A 22,089-nucleotide genomic window follows, 5' to 3' on the forward strand; every position below is an offset into this window, starting at 1 on the left:
ATTCGGCTATGGTTGTTCGAATTGATATATAATGGTTCAAAAACAATTTTGTGGTAGCTCTGATGTCTAATCACTTACAATGTGAAAAAGCGCAAATATGTGTGTCTTTCATAAGAAAAACAATATATAGATTAAGCCCTCTTATTCACTTCAATCGTAATAAACTCCGGCAAGTAGTTTGGCGTACATCCTTTTGAAACGTGGTCGCCTTTATAAAGCCCTGTCTTCTCACCAATTTCGATACAGCGTGCACGATTCTCTTCATCATAAACGCCAATCCAGCCTGCAGTGAAATTCATTGCCCATTGAACTTCCGGTTCTTCTTGCGAGATGTTCGTTTCTATTGCAGCTACCAAGTCTGCGGTATTATCAGGTGGAGTTTGTCCAGTCCATCTCAATCTCGCTTGGTAATACCAGAAAGCTCGCCTTTGCAGAGGAGAAGAACTGTCTTCCCATGATTCCATCAATGCGATTTTTTTCTTGTCTTTCGTGAGCTGATTCGCCATAAACCAATCCATTAAGTAGTTTCGCTCATCGTAAGGGTGCATCTGCATATCTTGAACAAGCTTGTCTATTACATCTTCTGAAAGCAGTTTTTTATCCATAATTAAGATTGCCAATAGCCTTGGCATATAGTTCTCCGTTGACCATAGTTCCATAGCTAGTTCTTGATCCCTTTTAATTTCCTTGGCGATTTTCCGTAGATCGCCTAGCTTCGTTTTCTTATTGATTTGCGGGAGAATGTTTTCTGCCGTTAAAGATGGTTTGGTTTCTGACTCTTTTTTTTTTACCATTCTATACAACCCCTTTATAACAGTGCTTAAGATGTGTATCGCGCGTTTTTGTTTCTACTATTGTAGCATAGTGTTTTCTTAGGTATACGTAAAAATAAGCAATTAAAGAATTGTAATCGATCACATAAGAGTTTTGGCGAGTAGAAGAGTCTATTTAAGCATACTCCTCATTCAATTTTACTTCATAAAACCGCATCGCTCTCAGCTTTCCACGATATGAAAAAATCCCTTTTTTAATTAGAGCGCGAATCCGATACTCGATCCATTGATCGCCAGTGTACTGCTGCATATGACCAAGCACTTCTCCAATTAAACGTACTACTAACATATAGTCGCTCTTTCCCATTTCTTGATGTAATCGCTTTGCACAAAGAATGATAAACGCATCGTCTCTATCCTCAGCTGAATGGGAGAGCCCCTTATGGTTCCATGTTCTCAACGTACTTTCACTTGAGAGTAACTCACGCGCTTCTCCAACAAGCGCCTGACATTTTGAATGATTTATTGCTTTGAATTTAAATTGCTTATAGAGTTGAAGAAGATTTTCTGGTTCGATTTCTACTGTTGAAGGCGAAAACTCACCGTATTCTAGTTCGGGAGATGAATAAAGGTTATGAAAGGATTGGTATGTATTTAGTTCGGACACTTCTATCCCTTTATTCTGTAATAAATAGAGAACTATACGAAGACCTGTTTGTTCAGCAGCATTTTCGCTCGTCCAAATGATGACTTGTTGATGAGGTTCTATGTTTTTTACTTTCTCCAATGCCATCAACGTGCGTTCTCTATCTTCATCAATTTCACTGAAATAATCGCGGAAATTATCCTTAAGCCACTGATAACGATGATCTATTCCTTCTTTTGTATGTAACGATTTCACTGGACCAACTGCTAGATTCTCAGGCAAGACAATGATGCCGTCTGTATTTAAGTAAGGTGTCTTTCGCACGGCAAACTCTAAGCTTCCTCCAACAGCATCGCCAAATAGAATATGGACCGTTTCAACCTGCTGTTGGTTTTCTTCGGTTTGTCCAGTTTCCACTAATGATTGCTTGATTGATTGCACTGTTTTTAGTGTTTGCTCGTCTTCCGATTGATCAGCGCTAATCATAATTAATTGAAGAAGAGACTTCGCTTCACTTTCATCCATTTTTGCAATGGCTTCTTTTATTTGGTTTATCTCGTCCACCTTATCTTCATCCCTTTACTGTTTTTACTAATAGGTTATTTAAAAACTGCTTAATGGTAAGAGTTCAACTGTATATAATGAGAGCATAATAGATCTAGTGTAAAAGTAGCGCAGAATTTCGCTTGTCTCAAGCCCCGGCCTCCTCCAAAAAATCATTATTGGTTTGATTTAAGTATCGCTATCTATTTAAAATCAGAAACCATTACGCTAGTAAAGTTTCGACATAAAAAACGATATTCCTACTGTGGGGCGTTCGCATCAGCTTTCTAAAAAAAAGAAGTAAACGAATTCGTCTACTCCTTAATACTGATTCTATGAATTTAATACACATGTCACTCTCTTTTTCCTTCTATTCGCCAACGTAATACTAAAGATGAGACACCGAATATCACAAAAGCTAATACTGAAGCAACCGTACCTAGCTTCAACATATACTCGATTGGAGGACTAAACAACTGTACGACGAACGTCATTAAAACGGCAGCACTTACCCCGTTCCTAAAATCGATATCGCCAAAAGCTTGTGCATCGAATCATCTCCTCAATTTCAAATGATCAAAACGTTTTAACGCATTACAACTTCCATTCTCATGCGAGGATTATTTGTATATCGGATTTGAATGGAGCTCTCAATTTAACCTTTAAGTTCACTACAAGAGATCTACGTACAGTTCAAGATATCCTTATGCAAGTAGTGCCCCGTTAGTTGAATAGCTCACTTAATAGAAATGGGGTCACTCTAAATTCTTATCCAAATATGTCTTCCATATTAATTTCAAACCCTTCAAAGTATTGAACAGCGAGCACATCATTTTTTGCATAGGTTCCTTCTTTTTGATAAACACCATCTTTTAAAATGAACACATCAATCGATTCGTATACGGGGTCTACAATCCAATATTCTTTTATTCCAGCTTCTTGGTATTTATTGAACTTTATCATTTTATCAAGTTTCATAGTCGATTGTGAAAGGATTTCAATTGCTGTGTCGGGAGAGCCAACTATTTTATTAGCCTTCCTTTTGTCAGGGTCACAAACAATGATCATATCAGGATTTACCCATTCCGTTATCTTATCTTCATCTTCTTCATCTGTTAAACAAACATCTAATTCATAATAGGCTCTGCAAGTCTTTCCTCGTAAAAACGAACCAAACTCAACAGATAATTGCATGGGAATCTCCTGGTGCTTAACATTAGGAGATGGTGACACATTATAAATCATGCCATCTATCACTTCAAACTGAATATCTTCGCTTAAGTTTGATATTGCTTGTAAGTGTACGTGTTTTTCTTATGAGGTAAGCTCATGATACACCTTCCATGACTTTTCTCTATTATACCTCATTTCCAATTAAGCAAAACTCGTCAGTAACGCAGAGTCCTTCACTTACATATTAGATTGAATCGTTAACTGCATGATCAATTGTTCTCCAATTTTTCCGATTTTTCTCCTACCAGTATCCATAAACCCTACATTCTTGTATAAGTTTTGCGCGGGGATATTTTTATGATTCACCGCTAAAATAATCTCGTTACATTCTTTAAACTGTTTAGATACAAATGCGCCTAATTCAAGCATTGCTTTTTTCGCGTAACCCCGCCCTTGATAATTATGGTTTATTGATAAAGCTGTCAGCAGCATCGCATGTGGGTTAGTTGTATATTCACTTACCCGAGCCGTATTATGTAATAAAAAGAAGCCTACTGGATTATCTCCCGACAGAATAACAATCCTAAACTGACCATCAGAAATAGTTAATAGGTTTTCTGGAAGAGCTGTAAATTGCGCTTGCGTTTCTGGTAGTTCGAACTCACTAAGTATTTTAAGGTATTTTTCTTCATAAAAAGATAAATGAATTTCTTTAGTTGTATTCAATTGTCATCCCTCCGATTATTACCTATATCTTACCATAACGAGATCGTATGTTCCTATTAATTTGAATAATTTTATTGATTTTTTTAGCAGCTATAGAAAAGTTATGATTGGCATGGCTAAACCAATGAAGAAGACAACTAGGGTTAGCCAAAATAAATCGGTTATTTGACTGAACAAAAGTAAAACAGCCGCCGCTCCAAGTAATCCGTAAATCGAGGTCTTCCTTCTATTTTTCATGTTTACAATGCCGACAATCGTTGAACCAATGACCATCCCAATACCTACACTAACTTCTAGATAACTGAGGTTGATCGGTGTCTCTCCGTATAGTTCAAATGATTTTTTTAGCTTTCTTTTAGTCGGTTTGGTCATACTGTTTAGTAATCTCTTATTCCCAAGTGAGTTAATATACCTGATATTAATTTGCTACTGAAGGTTTTATTGTTATTGATATTGTTGTAGAATGGCAGTCGCACAACTTTCATTGTTGTAAATATTAAAATAGGTGTGGTTAGTATGAAAGACTTCGATTACTACTATGAAATGTCGGCTAATGTTAATTCGAAAACTGAGCAAATCGTTTTTAATGAAAGCCATGAAAAAATCTATACCCTTAAGCGTTTTAATAAAAATCTTATTGACAAGATCCTAACTTACAGAGAACCAAAATCTTGTGTAAATGTATTACTGGGAGATGATTTAGATAATCCCCTTGTGACAGTTATTGAATCTTGGAGTCTTAAACGGAAATTCATTATTAAACATCATGATAATGCTGAGCCAATCTCTGCACGAGCTAACCCTCAAAAGTTTGAAACTAGTTTAAATGATGAAATATACAGTTTCGTTAAAAATGATGACAGCAACCTAATAGTGTATAAAAACAATCAAAAGGTGCTCAAATCAACTACTAAAAGAGTAGGACTAACATTAAATAACTACATTAAAATTTATAATGAAGAAGTTGACTTAAAGCTAGCTATTGCTTGTTTACATACTTTTAATCTTGCTTATTAGCAAATGCCAAACGCATTTATCTTTAATCGATTGAGCGGTTTAGTGTGATTAACTTTACCGCTCAGTTTATAGATACTCCGAAATTGTCCTCTTCTTTTTTAGGAAAGCGGCTTTTTTATTTTTCTAACCATATCACTTGACGATTTAGCATATTCTAACGGGATCTACTGAATTTTGTTATTCTGCTTAATTCCCAACAACCATGGTTTCGTAAAATATTGATTATTTTTTTCTAATTAATAGTAATTTCACGATTGTTCCGAAAGTTCAAACTATATAATAGTGCAAAAAACCCTCAGCAATGGTTTATGCAATGTACTAGTAATGAGACAACGAGTCATTATTTATAGTTCCATTGGAAAGCCCCCCTAAATTCTCATATTAAGTTCAATTAAACTGATTTCATTTTGATACCTTAAAATGAAGGTGACAAAAAGCAAGACCATTGAACCTGCAGCAAGAAGGGAGAATTTAGCATGCCTTTGTCCTGCACGTTTCAGATAAAAGAAAGCAGCTAGATTTAGAATAAAGGCTGTTAGTGCCAATGAGATTCCGAACAATAGAAGGTCTATTCGAGAGAGAATGTCCATAATCATAGTCGTTCTTAACTCAAAACTTGCTCGATTTAACCCACTTTCAGCAAGATTGAGCGTCATTTCATTACCTAGAATAGCTGTTTCTAACCTAAGTTGTTGATCCGTTGCTTCAACGACCTGGTATTTATACGGAAAGAAGTCCAATGTGACAAATAAGAAAGAAAATCCAGCAAACAACAGTAAGGCACTTAATAGGGTTAAAGCAATCATCTTACCCTTCTTCAAATAAATCCCACCTTTTGATCGTATTTACATAAAGATACCTTATTTTGTCTATAAATTCGAATAATTTAACAGAGACTAGTCTTGTTAAAAATAAAGTAAGACTAGTCAAAAAGACATCCTATTTAAGTTAAAGTCCGTTACTATAACTAGAGCGTCTCCACCAGTTTCTGAATCTTTGAGTGGGAAATTAAGTAAACATCACCAAATACGTCGATTTTGTCTCCTTTTACACGAACAGCGCAATCTTTATTTGATGCATAAATATCGATCTCTTCCGATAAGAGCGATAACTCACTTCGAACAAGTGCCATGTTATTTTCAAGATCAAAGTGAGACAGGACAGAAAAATGGTCAAGACCGATTCCGTCGTATACAGAGCTCGTTTCAACGTTATAGCCTAAGTTTTTTGAGCATAACCATTTGGCAGACATGTTAATTGCACCAGCACTTGCTCCAATGACGATGGCCTTGCTTTTTTTTATTGAATCCGTTAATTCATATTCCGTCAAAAAACCATTTTGTTTAACCGTATCTCCACCTAATACAAAAATGACTGAAGCCTGTTGAATGAACAGCTGCGCATCTTGCTTCCGTACTCGATAATTGATTAAATGAGATTCATCAAATACAATACCAGCCTGATCAAGCCAGGAGCGTTCGGTTGCACCATCATCTTCATCGTTACATGGATTCGAACTAATAATCACAAGTGATCTTCTATCAGTAATTTCTTCTTGTAACACTCTGCCCAGATAATCTGGAAAAGAGTTGTTAAACCAGCCTAAATAGTAATGAGTTTTCATATACCGCTCCTATCATAAGTAACATTGCAATTCTATTGTTTCATTTCATTGTATACCTTCAGATTTAATTAATCGTATTCTACCCGTTTCACAAGTCTTGGTTTACTGATTCAAAGATGTATAGTCTACATCTATATCCATAAAAATGATTCATCTCGTTTTTGTAGATTGAGTAATTTGTTTACTTTGCTAATCAAGATTGCTAGTAAACCAATAACGATTCCAAAGAGTGGTATGAACACAAATTCTGCCAGAAATCCACTTGCGTCAACAATTAAAGATAGGATGTATGCACCTACTAATCCGACTAATGAAACTCCCATAATGACAACAAATTGTTTCATTTCTGTACTTCCCCCTCTTTCTAATGATTTAATTTTATTAATGTTTTGTTCTAAATATTTATTCTACAATATTTTACAGAGGAAAACATTAAGGTTAACTCCTTCATAACCTACTTTTTTAATAGTGTAGGTAGGCTTGGTTCTAAAATAACGTGAAAAGAACCAACAAAAACAAAGTATGTTTGATCTAAATTTGATTGAAGCGCTTGAACAAGTTTTTCGACATTATGAGATTGCGCTGATCATTTATTTGCTCAAACTATTTTTTGTTAATCCCAGCACCTTCAAATCTTATTCTCGTTTTTTAAATACCTCACTATCTCTATTTAACCAATCCTCAGCACTTTGTTCTGATTCTTTCGGTAGGTTTTCAAACTGTTGAACGGTTCTCTGTAAACTAAAAATTTCACTCTGCACCTTCTGACTTTTAAATGGAATAATCTGTTTCCCATCTCTTCTGCTTTCTCCCCAAAAAAGCTCAACACTTTTTGGGAAGTCAACATTCCTCTCCGAATGTGTAAAGTCAAATTACATTAAATCTAATATCTACGGTTCGAACCCTTCAAAATTATTAATGTCCAGGTCATAAGACTTCAATATCACTGTTAAGCCACTATATAAATCATCAGACAGTATTTGATCAATTGAGGAGTCATTCGTGTTGATCTCTAACATATCCACACAGATTGATCAAAGAATTTTTCTACAATTGAAAAAGCAAGTTATAGGGATTAAGAATGAATGAAATTAAACCAAAAATAGAAATTAGAAAGATATCTATTTACATTGCATCTTTTAGGTTGTATAGTTGATTACACAACTAAACAAATGTTCAACACTATAGAAAGGAAGGAGTATTAGTGAAGCCTGTTCTAGATGAATCAAAACCCATTTTCCAGCAGATCTTCGATATGATTGCGGATGATATCGTTGATGGTGAATTGCTAGAAGGAGAACAAATCCCATCAACAACAGAAATCTCCAAGTTCTATCATGTGAATCGAGCAACGGTACAAAAAGGGTTAACAATGCTTGTTGAGGCCGGTTTTGCCTACAAACAACGAGGTGTCGGGATGTTCGTAACAACAGGAGCTAAGACTCAGCTACTAACTAAGCGCAAAGAAGAATTTTACATTCACTATGTAAAGCCAACACTGAACGAAGCGAAACGACTTCAGATAACAAAAGAAGAATGTATTCAATTCATTGAGGAGGATTATGATGATTAAAATCGATAATTTATCGTTTTCATATGGAAAGGCAATGGCTTTGCGACATGTTTCATTTCACGAGAACGAGCCAATGATTATCGGCTTATGGGGGCGTAGTGGCTCCGGAAAAACAACACTGATGAAGTTGCTTTCCGGTATGGAACAACCAAATCAAGGAACAGTCTACGTAAACGGGGTCAGCCCATACAACAACCCTGAAGCCATGCATCATGTAACGTTTATGCAAGAAAATCATCCATTTTCAGATTTATGGGATGTTGAAGATGCACTTCGTTTCGGTTCTTATTTCAACAGAAATTGGGATCAGCCGTTCGCTAATCATTTAGTGAATGTGTTTGAGCTCCCTCGGAATAAGAAAATCAGAAATTTTTCCAAAGGCATGAAAAGTATGATTAAAATTACGTTAGGGCTCGCGAGTAAAGCACCCGTAACCATCATGGATGAACCAGCAAACGGTCTGGATGCAAGCATGCGCAAAACCTTTTACGATGCGTTGTTGGATACGTATGAAGACACTCCACGTTTAATCATGTTGTCCACTCACCACATTGATGAAGTTGAGCCACTATGTGAAAAAATCGCCGTGATTAATCAGCATACTATCACTCGATATGAAGAAACAGAAAAGCTAAAGCGCCAAGGTGTGCTTTTAACAGGACCTGAGGATGCTGTAAGAGCGGAGATAGGTACGCACACTATTCTTGAGGAGCGAAAGCTTGGAAAGCAACTTCATGTCATGGTTGACGATGATTATGACAACGGCTTCGCAACGCGAACGAAAGCTGATATTACCATTGAAAAAGCACCGCTACAAGATTACCTCGTTAACCTAACAAGAAAGGGGCCGACAAAAGCATGAATACACTTAAAGGACCTTTCCAGCTCATAAGTAAAGAAATGAACCAGACATTTCTTATAAACGCTGGTATCACCATTGCTCTGATGGGATTGTTTATTTTTCTGAGTTTCTATGCCGATGGAAATGAAAGTCTAGGGGTCATTTTCGGTCCGTTTTATGTCATTTTTCTCGTATATCCTTTCTTTCTGATTAAAGGATACAAATGTATACTCTCATTAGGAGGTACGAGAAAGCAATATATGATCGCAACGTATCTTTCTGTGGCAATCTATATTGTACTGAGCGTACTCATTTTAAATGGGTTTTACTTTTTAAGTCCATACTTGCTAAATCAAGGATATATCTTCCACATAGCAGACCTTGTAAATGGTTCAAATCCCTTCTTATATCTATGGGTTGATGCCTTATGGCTGTTTATTCTCTTCGGTATTGGGGCAATCGCACAATCGATTTATTTCAACCTTGGTGCAGTACGCTCGCTAAGTGTAGGTGCTATTTTTCTGCTTGTTTCACTGGCAACGGTCTTTTTTGCTGACCTGAGCCCGATCATCGAGTTCTTCATTACGGAACATCTCTTATTTGTGCATACTCTGACAGGCATATCTGGGCTGTTTGTATTGCTTTCTTATATGTTCATGAAAAACGGACCGCTAGAGACGGGCGATCGTTCATTTGTCAGCAGAGGCTGGAACAAAGTTAAAACAGAATAACACGATGGATGAAAGGCTACTTTAGGTCATGATTAGACTGAAGTAGCCTTTACTTATTTCGATTTGAATAAAACCAGTTACAAAAACTAAAAGTACTGCAAATGCACATACGCGCATGCGATATATAAACAAAGATCTTAAAAAACCCTTTGGAGTCATCTGATCCAAAGGGTTAATCGTCATCATTCGTTGTTATTCACCTTCAAGTGTACCAACAATCGGTAAGTCTTCCAATACAGCTGTGCCATGTGGAGAAGCTTCTATTTCTTCTGAACGATCACCACCAGCCTCTAATCCACCAGCGGGCGCGTGTTCTCCGCCTGCCCACGCGCCAACATCCGTAACGTCGTAAACGATTCCATCAACCGCTACATACGCATCGTTTCCATCTTGACCATCGTATTCGCTAAGTTCTTCCAATGTAAATACTTGATCTTGTTCAGTTGTAGCCCCATCATTCGTTGCGCCTTCATCGTTTGTGTCGTCTCCGCCACAAGCAGTAAGTAGCAAGACTGAGCTACCAAGAACCATGACTAATTTTTTCACAGTGAACTCACTCCTTTTATCGAATTGATACTCATTGTTGTTCCATACATCAACTGTAACATGTGTATTTGCTCCTAAAAAGGTGTGTCACTGAATTGTCAGTTTCCAACTCATTTTTGGAATAAATCTTTCTAAGCCTCGAATTAAGTTTATTCAATTCATATGATATGTATAAATTCCCATTATTGTTTTTTAATCAGTTATCGAGTCATTCAGTAATGGCAATACATCACAGAAGACGGTTGTGAAGCGGTTTATGTAAATCAAAGTGGGTTACTTTTTAACTTCTGTATTCTTATTATTCTTAACATATCTACCTTGTTTACCGTATAATTTGTTCTACGCTTCGTTCATCGCCTCGTTTTTCATTAGTCAATCCATACTCATTTTTACTCATCTTATGGACGGTTTTCTCTTGCCGTTTTGTCCTAAAGCATAAGCTTAATTTTATTATTGTTTTTGTAACTTTTGACAACTCATCGTGATTCCTTACTTATTTACCCTGGTATGAGATTAAAAACCTCACTATTCTTTTTTTAACAGTGAGGTTCTCCATAAAAATTCATTATTCAGGCTTTACGCCGGCCAGTAACGAGCTGGATAACGAGGACAACTAAAGCAACGATTAATAATAAATGAATGAGGCCACCACCAACTCTGCCTATTAGACCGAGTAACCAAAGAACTAAAATAACAATAAAGACCGTCCAAAGCATCACATACCCTCCTTTTTACAAATTATTTTTACCACAAATCTATTTATGAATACGTGACACGCTTTGCCTTCATCTGCTCAAGTAAATAACGGTGAAAAAAGATTTCTGCCACCATGATGATGAGTGCCGCTAGAAACGCCGGCAACCACGGCACGGTTGTAACAGGGTACACAAACCAACTCAACAGCGCTAGTCCAAAAAACGCTAATATAAAATCTGTTCCTATCGCTAGAAAATGACTAATTCGCGGCATGATGAACACATCACCGATAAACGCAATGACGGTAAAAAGCAAACTAAGCAGAAGTGTAGAAGAAAGGGCATAGTGAAAGAACAAGTGATACACAACCGTAAGAATGATCGTCGATGTCACAAATTTTAAGAAGAATCCTTTTAACATACATCCACCTCCTTCTGCACAATTCATTACGTATAAGATGCCTAATTTAGAAGGACTTTATTCATTTTTGGAACCAGAACCTCATTATAAGTAAGCATGTTTAAAGACATGTCCGAACGGCTACTAAGACATATAAGATGTGGAGGGCTTGCGTAACAAGGACCGAGGACGTGGTCATACGTGCGACTTATTCAAGCTAATGGCATCAAAAGTAAATGCCGGTCAAGTTAGGACGATGCCATGCCGCGTGTGTTCTTGCTGCTAACCCATTTTAACGAAAGGTGCCCCACTGGGCTCCTTTTCTGCTTTCACACCAGAGATAGGATTTTGAAGGAGAGTACACGCTATGAAAACAAGTAAGCTTCACATCGCAATCGTCTTTATTCTGTTTGCACTTGCAGGTTCCGCCGCCACAGGAATTGTCGGACCAGCCCTTCTTTATGTGTCACGCATGGTATTTAGTCAGGAGTTGCTTGAATCCATTTCGTATGTAGCTGCATTTTTCATTGCTGCCGTGCCAGGGTTTATTGGATCGTTTTACTGGTCCTATTTCTTTATTAAGAAGGAAAGACGAGAAACGAAGCATTTGCATGAGAAGGATAAATAATTTAACGGGAAGAGTGCAATATAATTGCATTCTTTTTTGTACGAAATTTTTCGTTTTAGTTACTTTTTCTGCGGGTAAAGTAAGCATATAAATCAATTTTTGGGGTGTGAGTATGTCGGTAGAAACGGTCCAAGCAATCATCTTGTCCATTGTTGTTGCTCTATCACTTTTTTTCATAACAAGCGTCAATATGGCCGGGGCTATTGGTATTCTTGTTTTGTCAGCAAGCACGTTCTTTATTTGGCAAACATTACATAGTGACCATGTTCAAGAGAAATAACGCAAAAATTCCCTATTATACAGGGAATTTTTCATGCCTAAAAGGACATTTCCCTTCAATTGGTTCTACATCATCACCGATAAAAAATTGCTTCCATTCGTTATGAGTAGGATCGCCAAAGTGACTAATATCAGGGTGAGTCGGTAGCTGATCCCATACTTCTACTCGTTCTCTTACTTTTTCTCGCGACATGATTCCTCCTTTTTCCGTTCCTTCTAAACCTTTAAAGATTCGTCTGGGCTGAAAACCAATAATTAAACTATTCCCTAAATGCCTCGTTTTTCTTTGTTTATAAGCTGGAGCGTTTCCAAAAGCAAAGATTGGTTCACCACCAAAATGGAAGTCCCACAAAAAATGGTCTGAATCCTTAGGTGCTCCATCTGGCCAGTTAACGCTATCTTGCTCGTGTGCGTACTGAAGCAGTTTCCAAAAGTATTCACGATAGTACGCTAAGCTTTTCTCATTATCTTCAGGCTCCACAAATAAAAATAGGCCATGTCGAACAAATGGAGGCTGCTGAAACAACGTTAACAATTGATTAAGTGCGATTGGGAGGTTAGACCAATCTTCACGCGAAACATAAGCATAACGAAGTTCCCCTTTATTTTCTGCCTTCATACCAAAAAACAAGGAAACGTTTTTTCGGTAACCACTTGGTGAAATGCTTGGTATTCCTTCACCAACCATTCTGGAACATTCTTAGATTCGAGCATATCTTGTTTCGTTAACAAGCTCTTTAATGTCATTGTTTAAGCTCCGCCTCTCACAAATTTTAGGGTCTGTTGTGAATACCCTTTACCTTAAACGAATGAACTTAAGTATCTTTATAACTCCTTTAATTTATTACAATCCTTCTAAAAAAACTGGATCAATTCAGCAATTGATCCAGCCCTTTATATAAACTAGCTTATGAACTGATATAATCTCCACCATTTATATGAATGGCCTGTCCAGTCATGTAGGATGAATCTTGAGATGCCAGCAAGACATAGGCACCAACCAGTTCGCTCGGCTGTCCAGGTCTTCCCATTAGGTTATCTTGTCCGAAGTTTGCTACTTTTTCTTCATCAAAAGATGCGGGAATTAACGGTGTCCAGATTGGACCTGGTGCAACTGAATTAACCCGAATCTTTTTGTCTGCAAGAGCTTGAGCCATTGAGCGTGTAAAGGCTGTAATGGCACCCTTCGTGCTCGTATAATCAATTAACGAGACGTTTCCACGATAAGCATTAATTGAAGATGTATTAATGATTGAGCTGCCTTCTTTCAAATAATCCAAAGCAGCTTTTGTGTAATATACATAGGAAAAGAAGTTTGTTTCAAACGTTCGTTTTAATTGCTTGTCTGTCAGTTCACGCAGATCGTCAACCGGGTGTTGTTCTGCCGCATTGTTAACAAGGATATCCAACCCTCCTAATTCTGAGACACATCGTTCCACACTTGAAATACAGAACGACTCTTCCGCAATATCTCCTGAAATCGTGATGCAGTTGACTCCATGCTTTTCGACCATTGTTTTCGTATCTTCCGCATCCTCATGCTCGTCTAAGTACACAATCGCGATATGAGCTCCTTCTTTTGCATATCCTATGGCGACTGCACGACCAATACCAGAATCGCCTCCAGTAATAAGCGCGACTTTTCCTGCTAATTTATTCGTTCCTTTATAGTTCTCGTCTTCATAGACAGGAACAGGATTCATCTCTTTTTCCAAGCCAGGTTGTTTTTCCTGCTTTTGTTTTGGGATACCATTAGTAAGCATATGATCTAAGTTCATTGAAGTAACCTCCTCGTCTATCTACTCTTCTGCATTCCCTAACAGGACAACCAGTTAAACCTATCACAAGAAAGCAGGCTAATCAGGTAAATTTTTGTAAACTAAAACGAATTTAAGCGGATTCTTCAGCCCAAGCTTACTACTTCAACATGCGTCACGTTATCCGAGCGAATGAGAACCTCATTCTCTCCGATCACTCCAAAAGACACCACCTTATTATCAGTAAGAGCGCTATCAATTGCTTTCGTTACTTTATTTAAATCTTCACCCGTGCGCTCGGCCTCAAATACCGGCTGTTCTTTTCCAATCACATATACTTTCATTACATATGCCATACGATCTCTCCTCCTAAAAATGATGTTCTTCTTGACCTGTTCCCGGCAGTACAGAAATTAAAACGGATAATGAATCATTCATAAGTATTACATACCGCCACAATAAGGGAATTTTTCTCAGTTTCATTTATTTCTAACCGGGAATAGTATAAAAATCCTTATAAAAGGGAGGAAAAAGACGATGCTTTGGACAGTTTTAGCAGTTATTCTTGTTTTATGGTTATTAGGATTTATTGGAGAAGTCGGTGGCAACCTTGTACATATTTTACTAGTAGTTGCCCTTGTTGTACTTATTTTTCAACTTGTTACAGGTCGACGTAAAGCGTAGATATAAAGAGAGCCGGGGGAACAACCCGGCTCTCTTCGCGTCTTAAATTTGCTATAATGGTTTGTTGACTCTGAGAATATTGTTTTTTATTAAATTGATACTTTAAACCAATTACCCGATGCTTCTTTATTACGTTTGATACTTTTAGCATACATAACAATGGCTATACATAAGACAACGAACCAAACGCTAACACAAATCATAGCTAGTATTGGTAAGGGACTCAACTCAAAAATAGTCCTTCCCAGCCCCGTTTGAATAGCTACTGTCATAATTGCCGATGTCCAAGCAATACAACCAGTCTTCAACAGTTTTTCGATAAAATTCCTTTCGCCTGTTGATCTTTCCAGTAACCAAGCAATGATTAGTAAAGATTGCAACGCATGAAATCCAGCACCATGAAGAACAATGAAGTTGCCTGAATCTCCTAAATACCGTCCTTGTAATGCCACCATTGCCAGACCCGCACTATTTGCTAACAAGATTGAAAATAACGCGTACCGGATGCTAAGCTTCAACAATGAATCGTTTGTTTTTTGTCTCATTTTCCAGAAATGAATGCTTATGATCATTAGCAGCACAATTAGGAGGAGAGAGGTCATTCCAAAAATCCCCCCCAAAACCATGTCGAGAATACTTCCTTCACTCGTAAATCTTGGATTGATTCCTCTATAATGTTGAACAAATTCGATCGCATAGAAATATAGGATTATTCCAATAATTGAGAAACGTATTCTCTGTTTTGATTTCGTATTAAATTCGGTCTGCGTATAGACAACTGCTAATGATAACAGAAAGATGCCAACTGCTGCTGAAAACGAAAACACATCTGCCATATTTCCTTCTGGTGCGACCTGAGCACCTCGGACGTAAATAACGGCTAAAGCCATAATGGCAAGACCAATACCTACGCCACCTAACCATACGAACCATTTCTCCTTTCGATAAACCTGACTCATAGAGAGTACAATGTCTTTTCTTATACGATTGCCCATTATAAACCCACCTTTTTATAATTTATTTATCAATCAATAAACAATAAAAAAAAAAAGGAACGTCTCGCGATTGGTTACAGTCCCTTTTCTTACTATTTACTTGGTTGCCTCAGTTGAGGTAAGCCTAATACTTCCGAAACGGTAATTAAAAGGCCCGTTCCAATAAAATTTGAAGCGATTTGTTCTGGGAATTGAATCCCTTTTTTTCGCAGTTTAGCTGAAATATCATCAAACATCCGCGTGTACAATAGGGCAGAATGTTCACGTATAACGGTTTCCGCAATTGTATATGCCTGCATAACCATTAAGACTTCCTTCCGATGGGTCTCAAGCATCTTTACAAAACTCTGTCCCATCGTCTCAATCAACTTATCAGCTGGCGCATCTACTTCCATAAATGTTTGATGTATTCGATTATACGAATAATCAATGACATGGATAAATAAATCCTCTTTGTTTCTGAAAAAGTGAAAAATATAGGGCTGAGTTACACCTGCAGCGAGCGCAATTTTTTTTGTTGTCGCTTTATGATAGCCATCATCAGCAAAAACAGAAACAGCACTTTCAATAATCTTATCTTTCTTATCTATTTTCAACGTCATTTTATCACCTTATTTATTAATCAATAAATAAATGATAAACAATGATATTTTATTTGTCAAGCCAACCTTCTTTATAAGTTGTAGCTTACTCATCATTTAAATATCCAAATTAAGAAAATCAGTCGCTCGTTCTGTATATCACTTAACCCTGAACTAAGTTCATTCGGAAGTCCGATAATATTGGCACAGGAAGACCAGCTGAAGATAGAGTAACCTGAAGGTCGCCACCGTTTCTGCTCGGGCTTGCAATTGATGCTACCAGGATATAAGAATAATCCTCTCCCTCATTCATGTCTTGCTTCATTGGATAGCCTCCTTTGTTCTCCTCGCTATTATCTGGCACAAAGAAGCAGATCATACAGCTTACAAAAAAAGCCCCCAACTAACTGGAGACTTTTTCCGCAACAACTTAAACCTTCGCCACTTCTTCCGCATGAACATCAATTGACTCAGGGTATTTAATCCCCATACCGGTATTCAAGCAGACGACGGTCTCATCTGGTTGAATCCAACTTTGTCGAGCAAGCTCTTTTGCTGCCGCAAATGTTGCCGCGCCTTCTGGACAAAGAAACGTTCCTTCAAGCTGCGCCACTCGCTTCTGTTCTTCTAAAAGCGTTTCATCCGAGATCGCAATGGCGCATCCCTTGCTTTGATAGAGCGCATTTAGAACGAGAAAATCGCCAATTGCTTTAGGAACATTTATTCCAAAAGCCGCCGTTTCAGATCCCTCATGAAAGACCGATTCACTTGCCCCAGCATGAAAGGCATCAACAATCGGCGCACAGCCTTCTGCCTGTACCGCCACAAGCCGCGGCATCTCTCCTTTTACCCAACCAATTTGAAACAATTCTTGAATCGCCTTGTAGATTCCAATTAAACCAACCCCACCTCCAGTCGGATAGAGAATCACATCGGGCAACTCCCAATTAAGCTGCTCGCACAACTCTAGCCCCATCGTTTTCTTTCCTTCAATTCGGTAAGGCTCTTTTAACGTTGAAACATCATAGAAGCCTTCTTGCTTCACCTTTTGAGCGACAACTTTACCCGCATCACTTATTACGCCATCAATGAGAGAAAGATTTCCTCCAGCTGCCACTACTTCTTTGCGCGTAATTTCAGGAGCATCCAGTGGCATGATAATATGGGTCTTGATTCCAGCGCGTGCGCTGTACTGCGCCCAAGCCGCGCCCGCGTTGCCATTTGTCGGCATGGCTAATTCCGTTATGTTGAGCGCTTTTGCCATTGAAACGCCTACTGCCGCACCTCTTGCTTTAAACGAACCAGTTGGAAGGAGCCCGTCGTCCTTCATTAATAAACGAGACAGTCCGATCTCCGCACCGTACTGCTCCATCGGTAACAGCGGCGTCATGCCTTCTCCCATCGTCACCACTTGACTTGGATGCTCGACTGGCAGAAGTGGATGATAGCGCCAGAGTGACAAGGGCTCTTGCAGAAGCTGCTCCTTACTCCACTCTGTCTTTACACGGTCTAAATCATACTGGACCAGCAGCGGCGACCCACATACACACAAATGCTGTTCACGCTGTTTTTCATAGGTCTTGTTACATTTCGGACATTGCAAATTAATCACATAGCTATACACGGAATTACCCCCATTCTTCATTAGTTTAATTCAATAAATGTAATAGTCAAGAAATTTCAACCATCGTAGAATAACAAAAAGCCAGCAAATGGGTGAAACCCACCGCTGACTTACGGTTTCGATTTAATTACTAGAACACTAAAGCTTGTAAACATATCGAACCCCAGTGATTTATGTATTCAACTCATTTGAGGAGAAGAATTCATTCGTTATTCCCCTTCAATCGTCACTCTTATGTTATCACTATCTGGACTATCTATTGTAAATCCAGCAAACGATTCGTCCACTCGCGTTAGTAAGCTCACATGATCGCCGCTTCTTAATCCTGAATAAGTAGTATTAAAGATCGTTTGTAAAATCATTTCTCCATTGATAGATAGGATATTACTTGGCTCATCCTCTATTGTAGTAAATATGATATCTTCATTATTAATCTCAAACTGTCTACCTTCTTCTTCTACGGATGCTATGTACTCTTCTTCACTCGAGAGACCACTCTCCCAGTACAAAGATTCTAAATCATAAGTCGATATATTTGTATACTTACCTATTAGGACATTCATTTCTGAGGTGTTCTGGCCAAACTGATCTAACAGAATATCTAGAGTATATTCTCCTTTGCTTATTGCATCAGCATTTCCTTTTGCATGTTCAATAATTTCTTCATCCGTTAAATCATTTACTTCCTCAAGCGTTAATTTATCTGAGATATTGAAATAGCTTGATGCTTGACCATCATCAAACACATAGATGCCGCGAACTTGACTATCCCGATTAGGAGTGTCACTTGTTTCAATCCAAACAGAAAAGTTTTCAAAGCCTTCACTTATTTCCATGAAATCTTCTGGTGAACCGTCTTGTGGGCCATCTGATGCGAGGACTTCATCTGCGTCCTCTTGATCACCGCAACCTCCTAGTAGCAATACCGCAGTAATTGCTATTAACATTGTTGCTTTCTTTAAAACCATTAATAAAATCCCCCATTTTCTTTAAAATCTATCCAAGCAATCTTCACATTAGATAGTTATCTTCATTTTAAATAAAATGGATATTTTTTTCAAATAAATAGGTAATTACGAATGATCTCTACGTCTTAAAACAAAAAGCCAGCGGTTAGGCTTCTCCACCCACCGCTGACTCTTTCATTTACCCTTTCACCGCCCCAATTGCCACACTTCCCATTATCCTTCTTGAAAAGATGGAGAACACAATAATAATCGGTAGGACAGACATGGCAACACCTAGATACATTAACCCATAATCCGTATCGTAGTACCCTTGGATCATCGCAACCATCACAGGCAGAGGATACTTTTCTTCAGAAAAAAGTAAGACAAGAGGGCTGATGAAGTTGTTCCAAGCGCCGATAAATGTAAAGATACCGATTGCTGCTAAGGCAGGCACAATCATTGGCAAGATAATGCGGTGGAAGATTTTTAATTCGCCCGCCCCATCAATTCGAGCCGATTCAAGAACATCATCAGGTATACTGCCATCGAGAAATTGTTTAATAAAGAAAACAGCGAATGTGTTAGCGGCCGCGGGAAGAATAATCGCCGCATGTGAATCAAGCAAGCCAATCATGCCAAGCCAGCGGTAGCTTCCGATTAACGCTAACTGTGCCGGAATCATCATTGTCGCTAACATGAACAAAAACAGGACGGTATTGTACTTAAATTTAAACTTTGAAAACCCGTAAGCGGTCATCCCACCGAAGTAGAGCGTTAACAACGTTGATCCACCCGCAATGATAAAGCTATTTAAGAACCCTCTAAATATGTCAACATTCTCGACCATCCGCGTCAAATTCTCCATTAAATGAGTTCCAGGAAGATACAAGAACGTTGAGGTAATGTCCGCATTCGCGTGCGTTGAATACATAATCATTAAGTAAAACGGAAATAAACAGACTAATGCAAGCAGACCTAAGACAAGGTAAAGCGCTGCTTGTGAACGTTTTCTTGTTCTCTTTTCAAATGAAACGTTTTGTTTTTGAATAGGTTCAATTTGCTTATTCACCTCATCGCCTCCTTATGAAATCTTGCTTCGGTTTCGAGTAACTACATAGGACACAATTGATAATGTCACAATGACAAGAAACAAGCAAAATGCAATAGTCGCCCCGTAACCAAATCGCCCTTGCTCAAATGCTGTACGGTACAAATACATGACGCTCGTTAGCGTCGCGTGATCCGGCGAACCTGAACCAGCCGTTAACATATATGGTTGGTCAAAGATTTGAACTCCACCTATTAACGATGTAATTATTTGAAAAAGAATAATTGGCTTCAGCAATGGAACCGTTATTTTAAAGAAAATCTGAACCTTGCTTGCCCCATCTACACGAGCTGCTTCTGCATACTCTGGAGAAATGCCCTGTAATCCGGCTATATAAATTAACATCGAGTAACCGAAATATTGAAAAAAGAGAATCGCCGATACAAGCATTTGCATAAAGAGGGCATTGTTGTTCCAGTCGTATGGAGAATCAAAAATGCCAATCGCCATCAGTAATTGGTTGACGCTTCCTGTTTGCCAGTCAAACATTAAGCTAACAAGTAATCCAAGCGATGCCGCTGTAACAATATTCGGAAAGAAATAAACCGCTCGGAAGAAATCTTTACCTTTTAAAAACTTATTTGTTAAAATAACCGCAAGAATGAGACTAATCGTCAACTGAGGAATAACTGAAACGGTCCAAATAAAGAATGTATTGAATAACGATTGTAAAAACAATGGGTCTATAACAGCCCGTGCATAGTTAGCCAAACCAATAAACTCAGGATCATTTAACCCATCCCAATTTGTTAAGCTCAAATAAAAGGAATAGAGAATCGGATAAAGCCCAAACAGTAAGAAAATGATAAAGAATGGTGCGATAAAGAAATAGCCACTGTTACCCTTATTAATTCGTTTCGCGAACAAGTAGATCCCCCCTTTAATCGACTGTTAATTCAGGAAAATAGATTCGGACATCACGTTTAAATCTTTCCCAAAAAGCTTCTTTTGAACTGAAGTTTCCTCGTGCATACGAGCCGAGTAAGTCATTAAAAATACTGTTTATGTCACCATCAAACGAAGTGCGAACAACCGCATTGACTTGCTCAGATTCCTCATTAAAAAATTCAAAGAAGTTTTGACCAGCGAGAAAATCACTCGTTATTTCTTCGGCAACACCTTCATTAGCCACGAGATTACTTGTATAATACTGTTGCTCAACAGCTAACCCTTGCAGAAATTCAACATCGAACCCATAGAATTTCACGAATTCCCAAGCTAGCTCTTTGTTTTCACTACCCGAATACATCGAATAAAACGTACCGCCTCCACTAAACGCATCCGGACCACTTGCAAGTCCCCACTGTCCTGCTGTGTCTGGAGCATTTGACTGTAGTACATGTTTCAAATACCAAGAAGGCCCTGGGTAGAATAAAATATTGCCTTGTTGCATCGAAGCCGACCAGCCCGGTGACCAATCAGATAACATCGCAAGTGAGTTGGTTTCAATTGCCTGATCAACTAAGTCGAGGGCATCATGTTTAGCCTGATCGATTACTAGCTCATTCTCAACAACCCATGGCTGCTCAACAATCGCGTCTTGCACTTGGCCAATTGAATTCTGATTAGGTAACGCTCTTACCTCTCCACCGCTCTCCTCATACACACGCTCACCTATTTCAAAAACATCGTCCCAAGTCTCGATCATTGCACTTACTTCTTTAGGGTCATCCGTCCCTAAATATTCCTCTGCCAGATCTCTCCGGTAATAAAATCCGCCAGTTGTCCCTTGATAAGCGATTGTCCGTACATCCCCTTCAGAATCTTTCTCAATTCCTTGGATATATTCATAGTGATCTTCCACTAACTGATCTCCATAGTAGGGCGCACCACTTAACGATTCCAATGATGGATGGTCTATGAACTTTCGAACATATTCTGCTTCCAAAGCAAATACATCCGGCGCTCGAATTCCGGTCGATAGAGCGGATCTTAACTTTGTTTCATATTGACTAGATGGAATATACTGAAAATTTACTTTAACTCCAGGGTTCTGCTCCAAAAATTTCTCAACTGCATATTCACCCTCATCCGTAAAGCTCCAAATGGTTATCTCTTCCTGAGTCTCAGTGTTGCTACAACCGGCCTGCACCAATAAACTAAACGCTCCAAGTAAACACCCCATTAGAATCTTCTTCATACGAACCTCCAATCAACACTTTAGTTTGTTCATTCAATAAACTAAGTAAATAAAA

28 protein-coding genes and 1 pseudogene are annotated in these 22,089 nt (G+C 38.4%); 7 read left to right on the forward strand and 22 right to left on the reverse strand.

The genetic code is table 11. The features are described 5' to 3' along the window. Positions 1-131 precede the first annotated feature (131 nt). The 5 genes from JOC54_RS15475 to JOC54_RS15495 all read right to left on the reverse strand — a co-directional run bounded on the left by JOC54_RS15475 (position 132) and on the right by JOC54_RS15495 (position 4,233). A complete protein-coding gene (locus JOC54_RS15475) occupies positions 132-794 on the reverse strand; it encodes a DNA alkylation repair protein (RefSeq protein WP_204467244.1) in 663 nt (220 codons plus the stop codon). A 154-nt stretch (positions 795-948) separates the two neighbouring features. Then, positions 949-1,983 carry a DUF1835 domain-containing protein gene (locus JOC54_RS15480; RefSeq protein WP_204467246.1) on the reverse strand — a complete coding sequence of 345 codons (1,035 nt, stop codon included), beginning with the start codon at positions 1,981-1,983 and terminating at the stop codon, positions 949-951. Positions 1,984-2,730: 747 nt separating this feature from the next. After that, positions 2,731-3,252, reverse strand: a complete 522-nt coding sequence (locus tag JOC54_RS15485) for a Uma2 family endonuclease (protein WP_367617817.1) — start codon at positions 3,250-3,252, stop codon at positions 2,731-2,733. 120 nt (positions 3,253-3,372) lie between these two features. Next, complete coding sequence (locus tag JOC54_RS15490) at positions 3,373-3,861, reverse strand: GNAT family N-acetyltransferase (RefSeq protein ID WP_204467251.1); 489 nt, start codon at positions 3,859-3,861, stop codon at positions 3,373-3,375. 90 nt (positions 3,862-3,951) lie between these two features. Continuing rightward, positions 3,952-4,233 carry a hypothetical protein gene (locus JOC54_RS15495; RefSeq protein ID WP_204467253.1) on the reverse strand — a complete coding sequence of 94 codons (282 nt, stop codon included), beginning with the start codon at positions 4,231-4,233 and terminating at the stop codon, positions 3,952-3,954. Positions 4,234-4,377: 144 nt separating this feature from the next. Between JOC54_RS15495 and JOC54_RS15500 the strand changes: the two genes are divergently transcribed. Further along, positions 4,378-4,878 carry a tubby C-terminal domain-like protein gene (locus JOC54_RS15500; protein WP_204467255.1) on the forward strand — a complete coding sequence of 167 codons (501 nt, stop codon included), beginning with the start codon at positions 4,378-4,380 and terminating at the stop codon, positions 4,876-4,878. A gap of 368 nt (positions 4,879-5,246) precedes the next feature. On the opposite strand, the gene JOC54_RS15505 is transcribed toward JOC54_RS15500, so the two are convergent. The 3 genes from JOC54_RS15505 to JOC54_RS15515 all read right to left on the reverse strand — a co-directional run bounded on the left by JOC54_RS15505 (position 5,247) and on the right by JOC54_RS15515 (position 6,846). Then, positions 5,247-5,699, reverse strand: coding sequence for a hypothetical protein (locus tag JOC54_RS15505; RefSeq protein ID WP_204467257.1), 453 nt, complete (start codon positions 5,697-5,699; stop codon positions 5,247-5,249). Positions 5,700-5,845: 146 nt separating this feature from the next. Continuing rightward, on the reverse strand, positions 5,846-6,502 hold the full coding sequence (locus tag JOC54_RS15510; RefSeq protein WP_204467260.1) for a Type 1 glutamine amidotransferase-like domain-containing protein: 657 nt from the start codon (positions 6,500-6,502) through the stop codon (positions 5,846-5,848). Between the two features lie 131 nt (positions 6,503-6,633). Then, positions 6,634-6,846, reverse strand: a complete 213-nt coding sequence (locus tag JOC54_RS15515; protein WP_204467262.1) for a hypothetical protein — start codon at positions 6,844-6,846, stop codon at positions 6,634-6,636. 860 nt (positions 6,847-7,706) lie between these two features. On the opposite strand from JOC54_RS15515, the gene JOC54_RS15520 reads away from it, so the two are divergent. The 3 genes from JOC54_RS15520 to JOC54_RS15530 are packed head-to-tail and all read left to right on the forward strand — an operon-like array spanning position 7,707 to position 9,647. Continuing rightward, a complete protein-coding gene (locus JOC54_RS15520) occupies positions 7,707-8,075 on the forward strand; it encodes a GntR family transcriptional regulator (protein WP_204467264.1) in 369 nt (122 codons plus the stop codon). Beyond that, a complete protein-coding gene (locus JOC54_RS15525; RefSeq protein WP_204467266.1) occupies positions 8,068-8,937 on the forward strand; it encodes an ATP-binding cassette domain-containing protein in 870 nt (289 codons plus the stop codon). The genes JOC54_RS15520 and JOC54_RS15525 overlap by 8 nt, the downstream gene beginning before the upstream one ends. Beyond that, positions 8,934-9,647, forward strand: coding sequence for a hypothetical protein (locus JOC54_RS15530; protein WP_204467269.1), 714 nt, complete (start codon positions 8,934-8,936; stop codon positions 9,645-9,647). Before JOC54_RS15525 ends, JOC54_RS15530 begins: the two co-directional genes overlap by 4 nt. Positions 9,648-9,839: 192 nt before the next feature. On the opposite strand, the gene JOC54_RS15535 is transcribed toward JOC54_RS15530, so the two are convergent. The 3 genes from JOC54_RS15535 to JOC54_RS15545 form a co-directional block, all read right to left on the reverse strand. Further along, a complete protein-coding gene (locus tag JOC54_RS15535) occupies positions 9,840-10,193 on the reverse strand; it encodes a cytochrome b5 domain-containing protein (protein ID WP_204467271.1) in 354 nt (117 codons plus the stop codon). Positions 10,194-10,762: 569 nt separating this feature from the next. After that, positions 10,763-10,909 carry a lmo0937 family membrane protein gene (locus tag JOC54_RS15540; RefSeq protein ID WP_204467274.1) on the reverse strand — a complete coding sequence of 49 codons (147 nt, stop codon included), beginning with the start codon at positions 10,907-10,909 and terminating at the stop codon, positions 10,763-10,765. Positions 10,910-10,952: 43 nt separating this feature from the next. Beyond that, positions 10,953-11,309 carry a DUF2512 family protein gene (locus JOC54_RS15545; RefSeq protein ID WP_204467276.1) on the reverse strand — a complete coding sequence of 119 codons (357 nt, stop codon included), beginning with the start codon at positions 11,307-11,309 and terminating at the stop codon, positions 10,953-10,955. Positions 11,310-11,655: 346 nt separating this feature from the next. Here JOC54_RS15545 and JOC54_RS15550 point away from each other — a divergent pair, with 346 nt between their 5' ends. Both JOC54_RS15550 and JOC54_RS15555 read left to right on the forward strand, forming a co-directional pair. Then, on the forward strand, positions 11,656-11,916 hold the full coding sequence (locus JOC54_RS15550) for a hypothetical protein (protein ID WP_204467278.1): 261 nt from the start codon (positions 11,656-11,658) through the stop codon (positions 11,914-11,916). 112 nt (positions 11,917-12,028) lie between these two features. Then, complete coding sequence (locus JOC54_RS15555) at positions 12,029-12,196, forward strand: hypothetical protein (protein WP_204467281.1); 168 nt, start codon at positions 12,029-12,031, stop codon at positions 12,194-12,196. Between the two features lie 15 nt (positions 12,197-12,211). On the opposite strand, the pseudogene JOC54_RS15560 reads toward JOC54_RS15555, so the two are convergent. The 3 genes and pseudogenes from JOC54_RS15560 to JOC54_RS15570 form a co-directional block, all read right to left on the reverse strand. After that, positions 12,212-12,942: pseudogene (locus JOC54_RS15560) on the reverse strand (YqcI/YcgG family protein). Between the two features lie 161 nt (positions 12,943-13,103). After that, positions 13,104-13,973 (reverse strand): SDR family oxidoreductase, encoded by an 870-nt coding sequence (locus JOC54_RS15565; RefSeq protein ID WP_204467283.1) that lies wholly within the window; start codon positions 13,971-13,973, stop codon positions 13,104-13,106. 125 nt (positions 13,974-14,098) lie between these two features. Then, a complete protein-coding gene (locus tag JOC54_RS15570; RefSeq protein ID WP_204467286.1) occupies positions 14,099-14,308 on the reverse strand; it encodes a hypothetical protein in 210 nt (69 codons plus the stop codon). Between the two features lie 181 nt (positions 14,309-14,489). Here JOC54_RS15570 and JOC54_RS15575 point away from each other — a divergent pair, with 181 nt between their 5' ends. Further along, entirely contained in the window at positions 14,490-14,636 is a 147-nt protein-coding gene (locus JOC54_RS15575) for a lmo0937 family membrane protein (protein ID WP_148297841.1), read from the forward strand. 89 nt (positions 14,637-14,725) lie between these two features. Here JOC54_RS15575 and JOC54_RS15580 read toward each other — a convergent pair whose 3' ends face one another. The 8 genes from JOC54_RS15580 to JOC54_RS15615 all read right to left on the reverse strand — a co-directional run bounded on the left by JOC54_RS15580 (position 14,726) and on the right by JOC54_RS15615 (position 22,034). Continuing rightward, positions 14,726-15,631, reverse strand: a complete 906-nt coding sequence (locus JOC54_RS15580) for a hypothetical protein (RefSeq protein ID WP_204467288.1) — start codon at positions 15,629-15,631, stop codon at positions 14,726-14,728. Positions 15,632-15,723: 92 nt separating this feature from the next. Next, positions 15,724-16,233, reverse strand: coding sequence for a TetR/AcrR family transcriptional regulator (locus JOC54_RS15585; RefSeq protein ID WP_204467290.1), 510 nt, complete (start codon positions 16,231-16,233; stop codon positions 15,724-15,726). A gap of 142 nt (positions 16,234-16,375) precedes the next feature. After that, positions 16,376-16,537, reverse strand: coding sequence for a hypothetical protein (locus JOC54_RS15590; protein WP_204467292.1), 162 nt, complete (start codon positions 16,535-16,537; stop codon positions 16,376-16,378). A gap of 105 nt (positions 16,538-16,642) precedes the next feature. Next, complete coding sequence (locus JOC54_RS15595; protein ID WP_437183558.1) at positions 16,643-17,836, reverse strand: threonine synthase; 1,194 nt, start codon at positions 17,834-17,836, stop codon at positions 16,643-16,645. A 209-nt stretch (positions 17,837-18,045) separates the two neighbouring features. Then, positions 18,046-18,804, reverse strand: a complete 759-nt coding sequence (locus tag JOC54_RS15600) for a hypothetical protein (RefSeq protein ID WP_204467296.1) — start codon at positions 18,802-18,804, stop codon at positions 18,046-18,048. A 178-nt stretch (positions 18,805-18,982) separates the two neighbouring features. Continuing rightward, positions 18,983-19,855, reverse strand: coding sequence for a carbohydrate ABC transporter permease (locus tag JOC54_RS23450; RefSeq protein ID WP_204467299.1), 873 nt, complete (start codon positions 19,853-19,855; stop codon positions 18,983-18,985). Between the two features lie 12 nt (positions 19,856-19,867). Beyond that, entirely contained in the window at positions 19,868-20,761 is an 894-nt protein-coding gene (locus tag JOC54_RS15610; RefSeq protein ID WP_204467302.1) for a carbohydrate ABC transporter permease, read from the reverse strand. Positions 20,762-20,774: 13 nt separating this feature from the next. Continuing rightward, complete coding sequence (locus JOC54_RS15615; RefSeq protein ID WP_035418045.1) at positions 20,775-22,034, reverse strand: ABC transporter substrate-binding protein; 1,260 nt, start codon at positions 22,032-22,034, stop codon at positions 20,775-20,777. Positions 22,035-22,089 lie beyond the last annotated feature (55 nt).

The sequence above is a fragment of the Shouchella xiaoxiensis genome (genome assembly GCF_016907895.1).
GTDB lineage: Bacteria > Bacillota > Bacilli > Bacillales > Bacillaceae_D > Shouchella > Shouchella xiaoxiensis.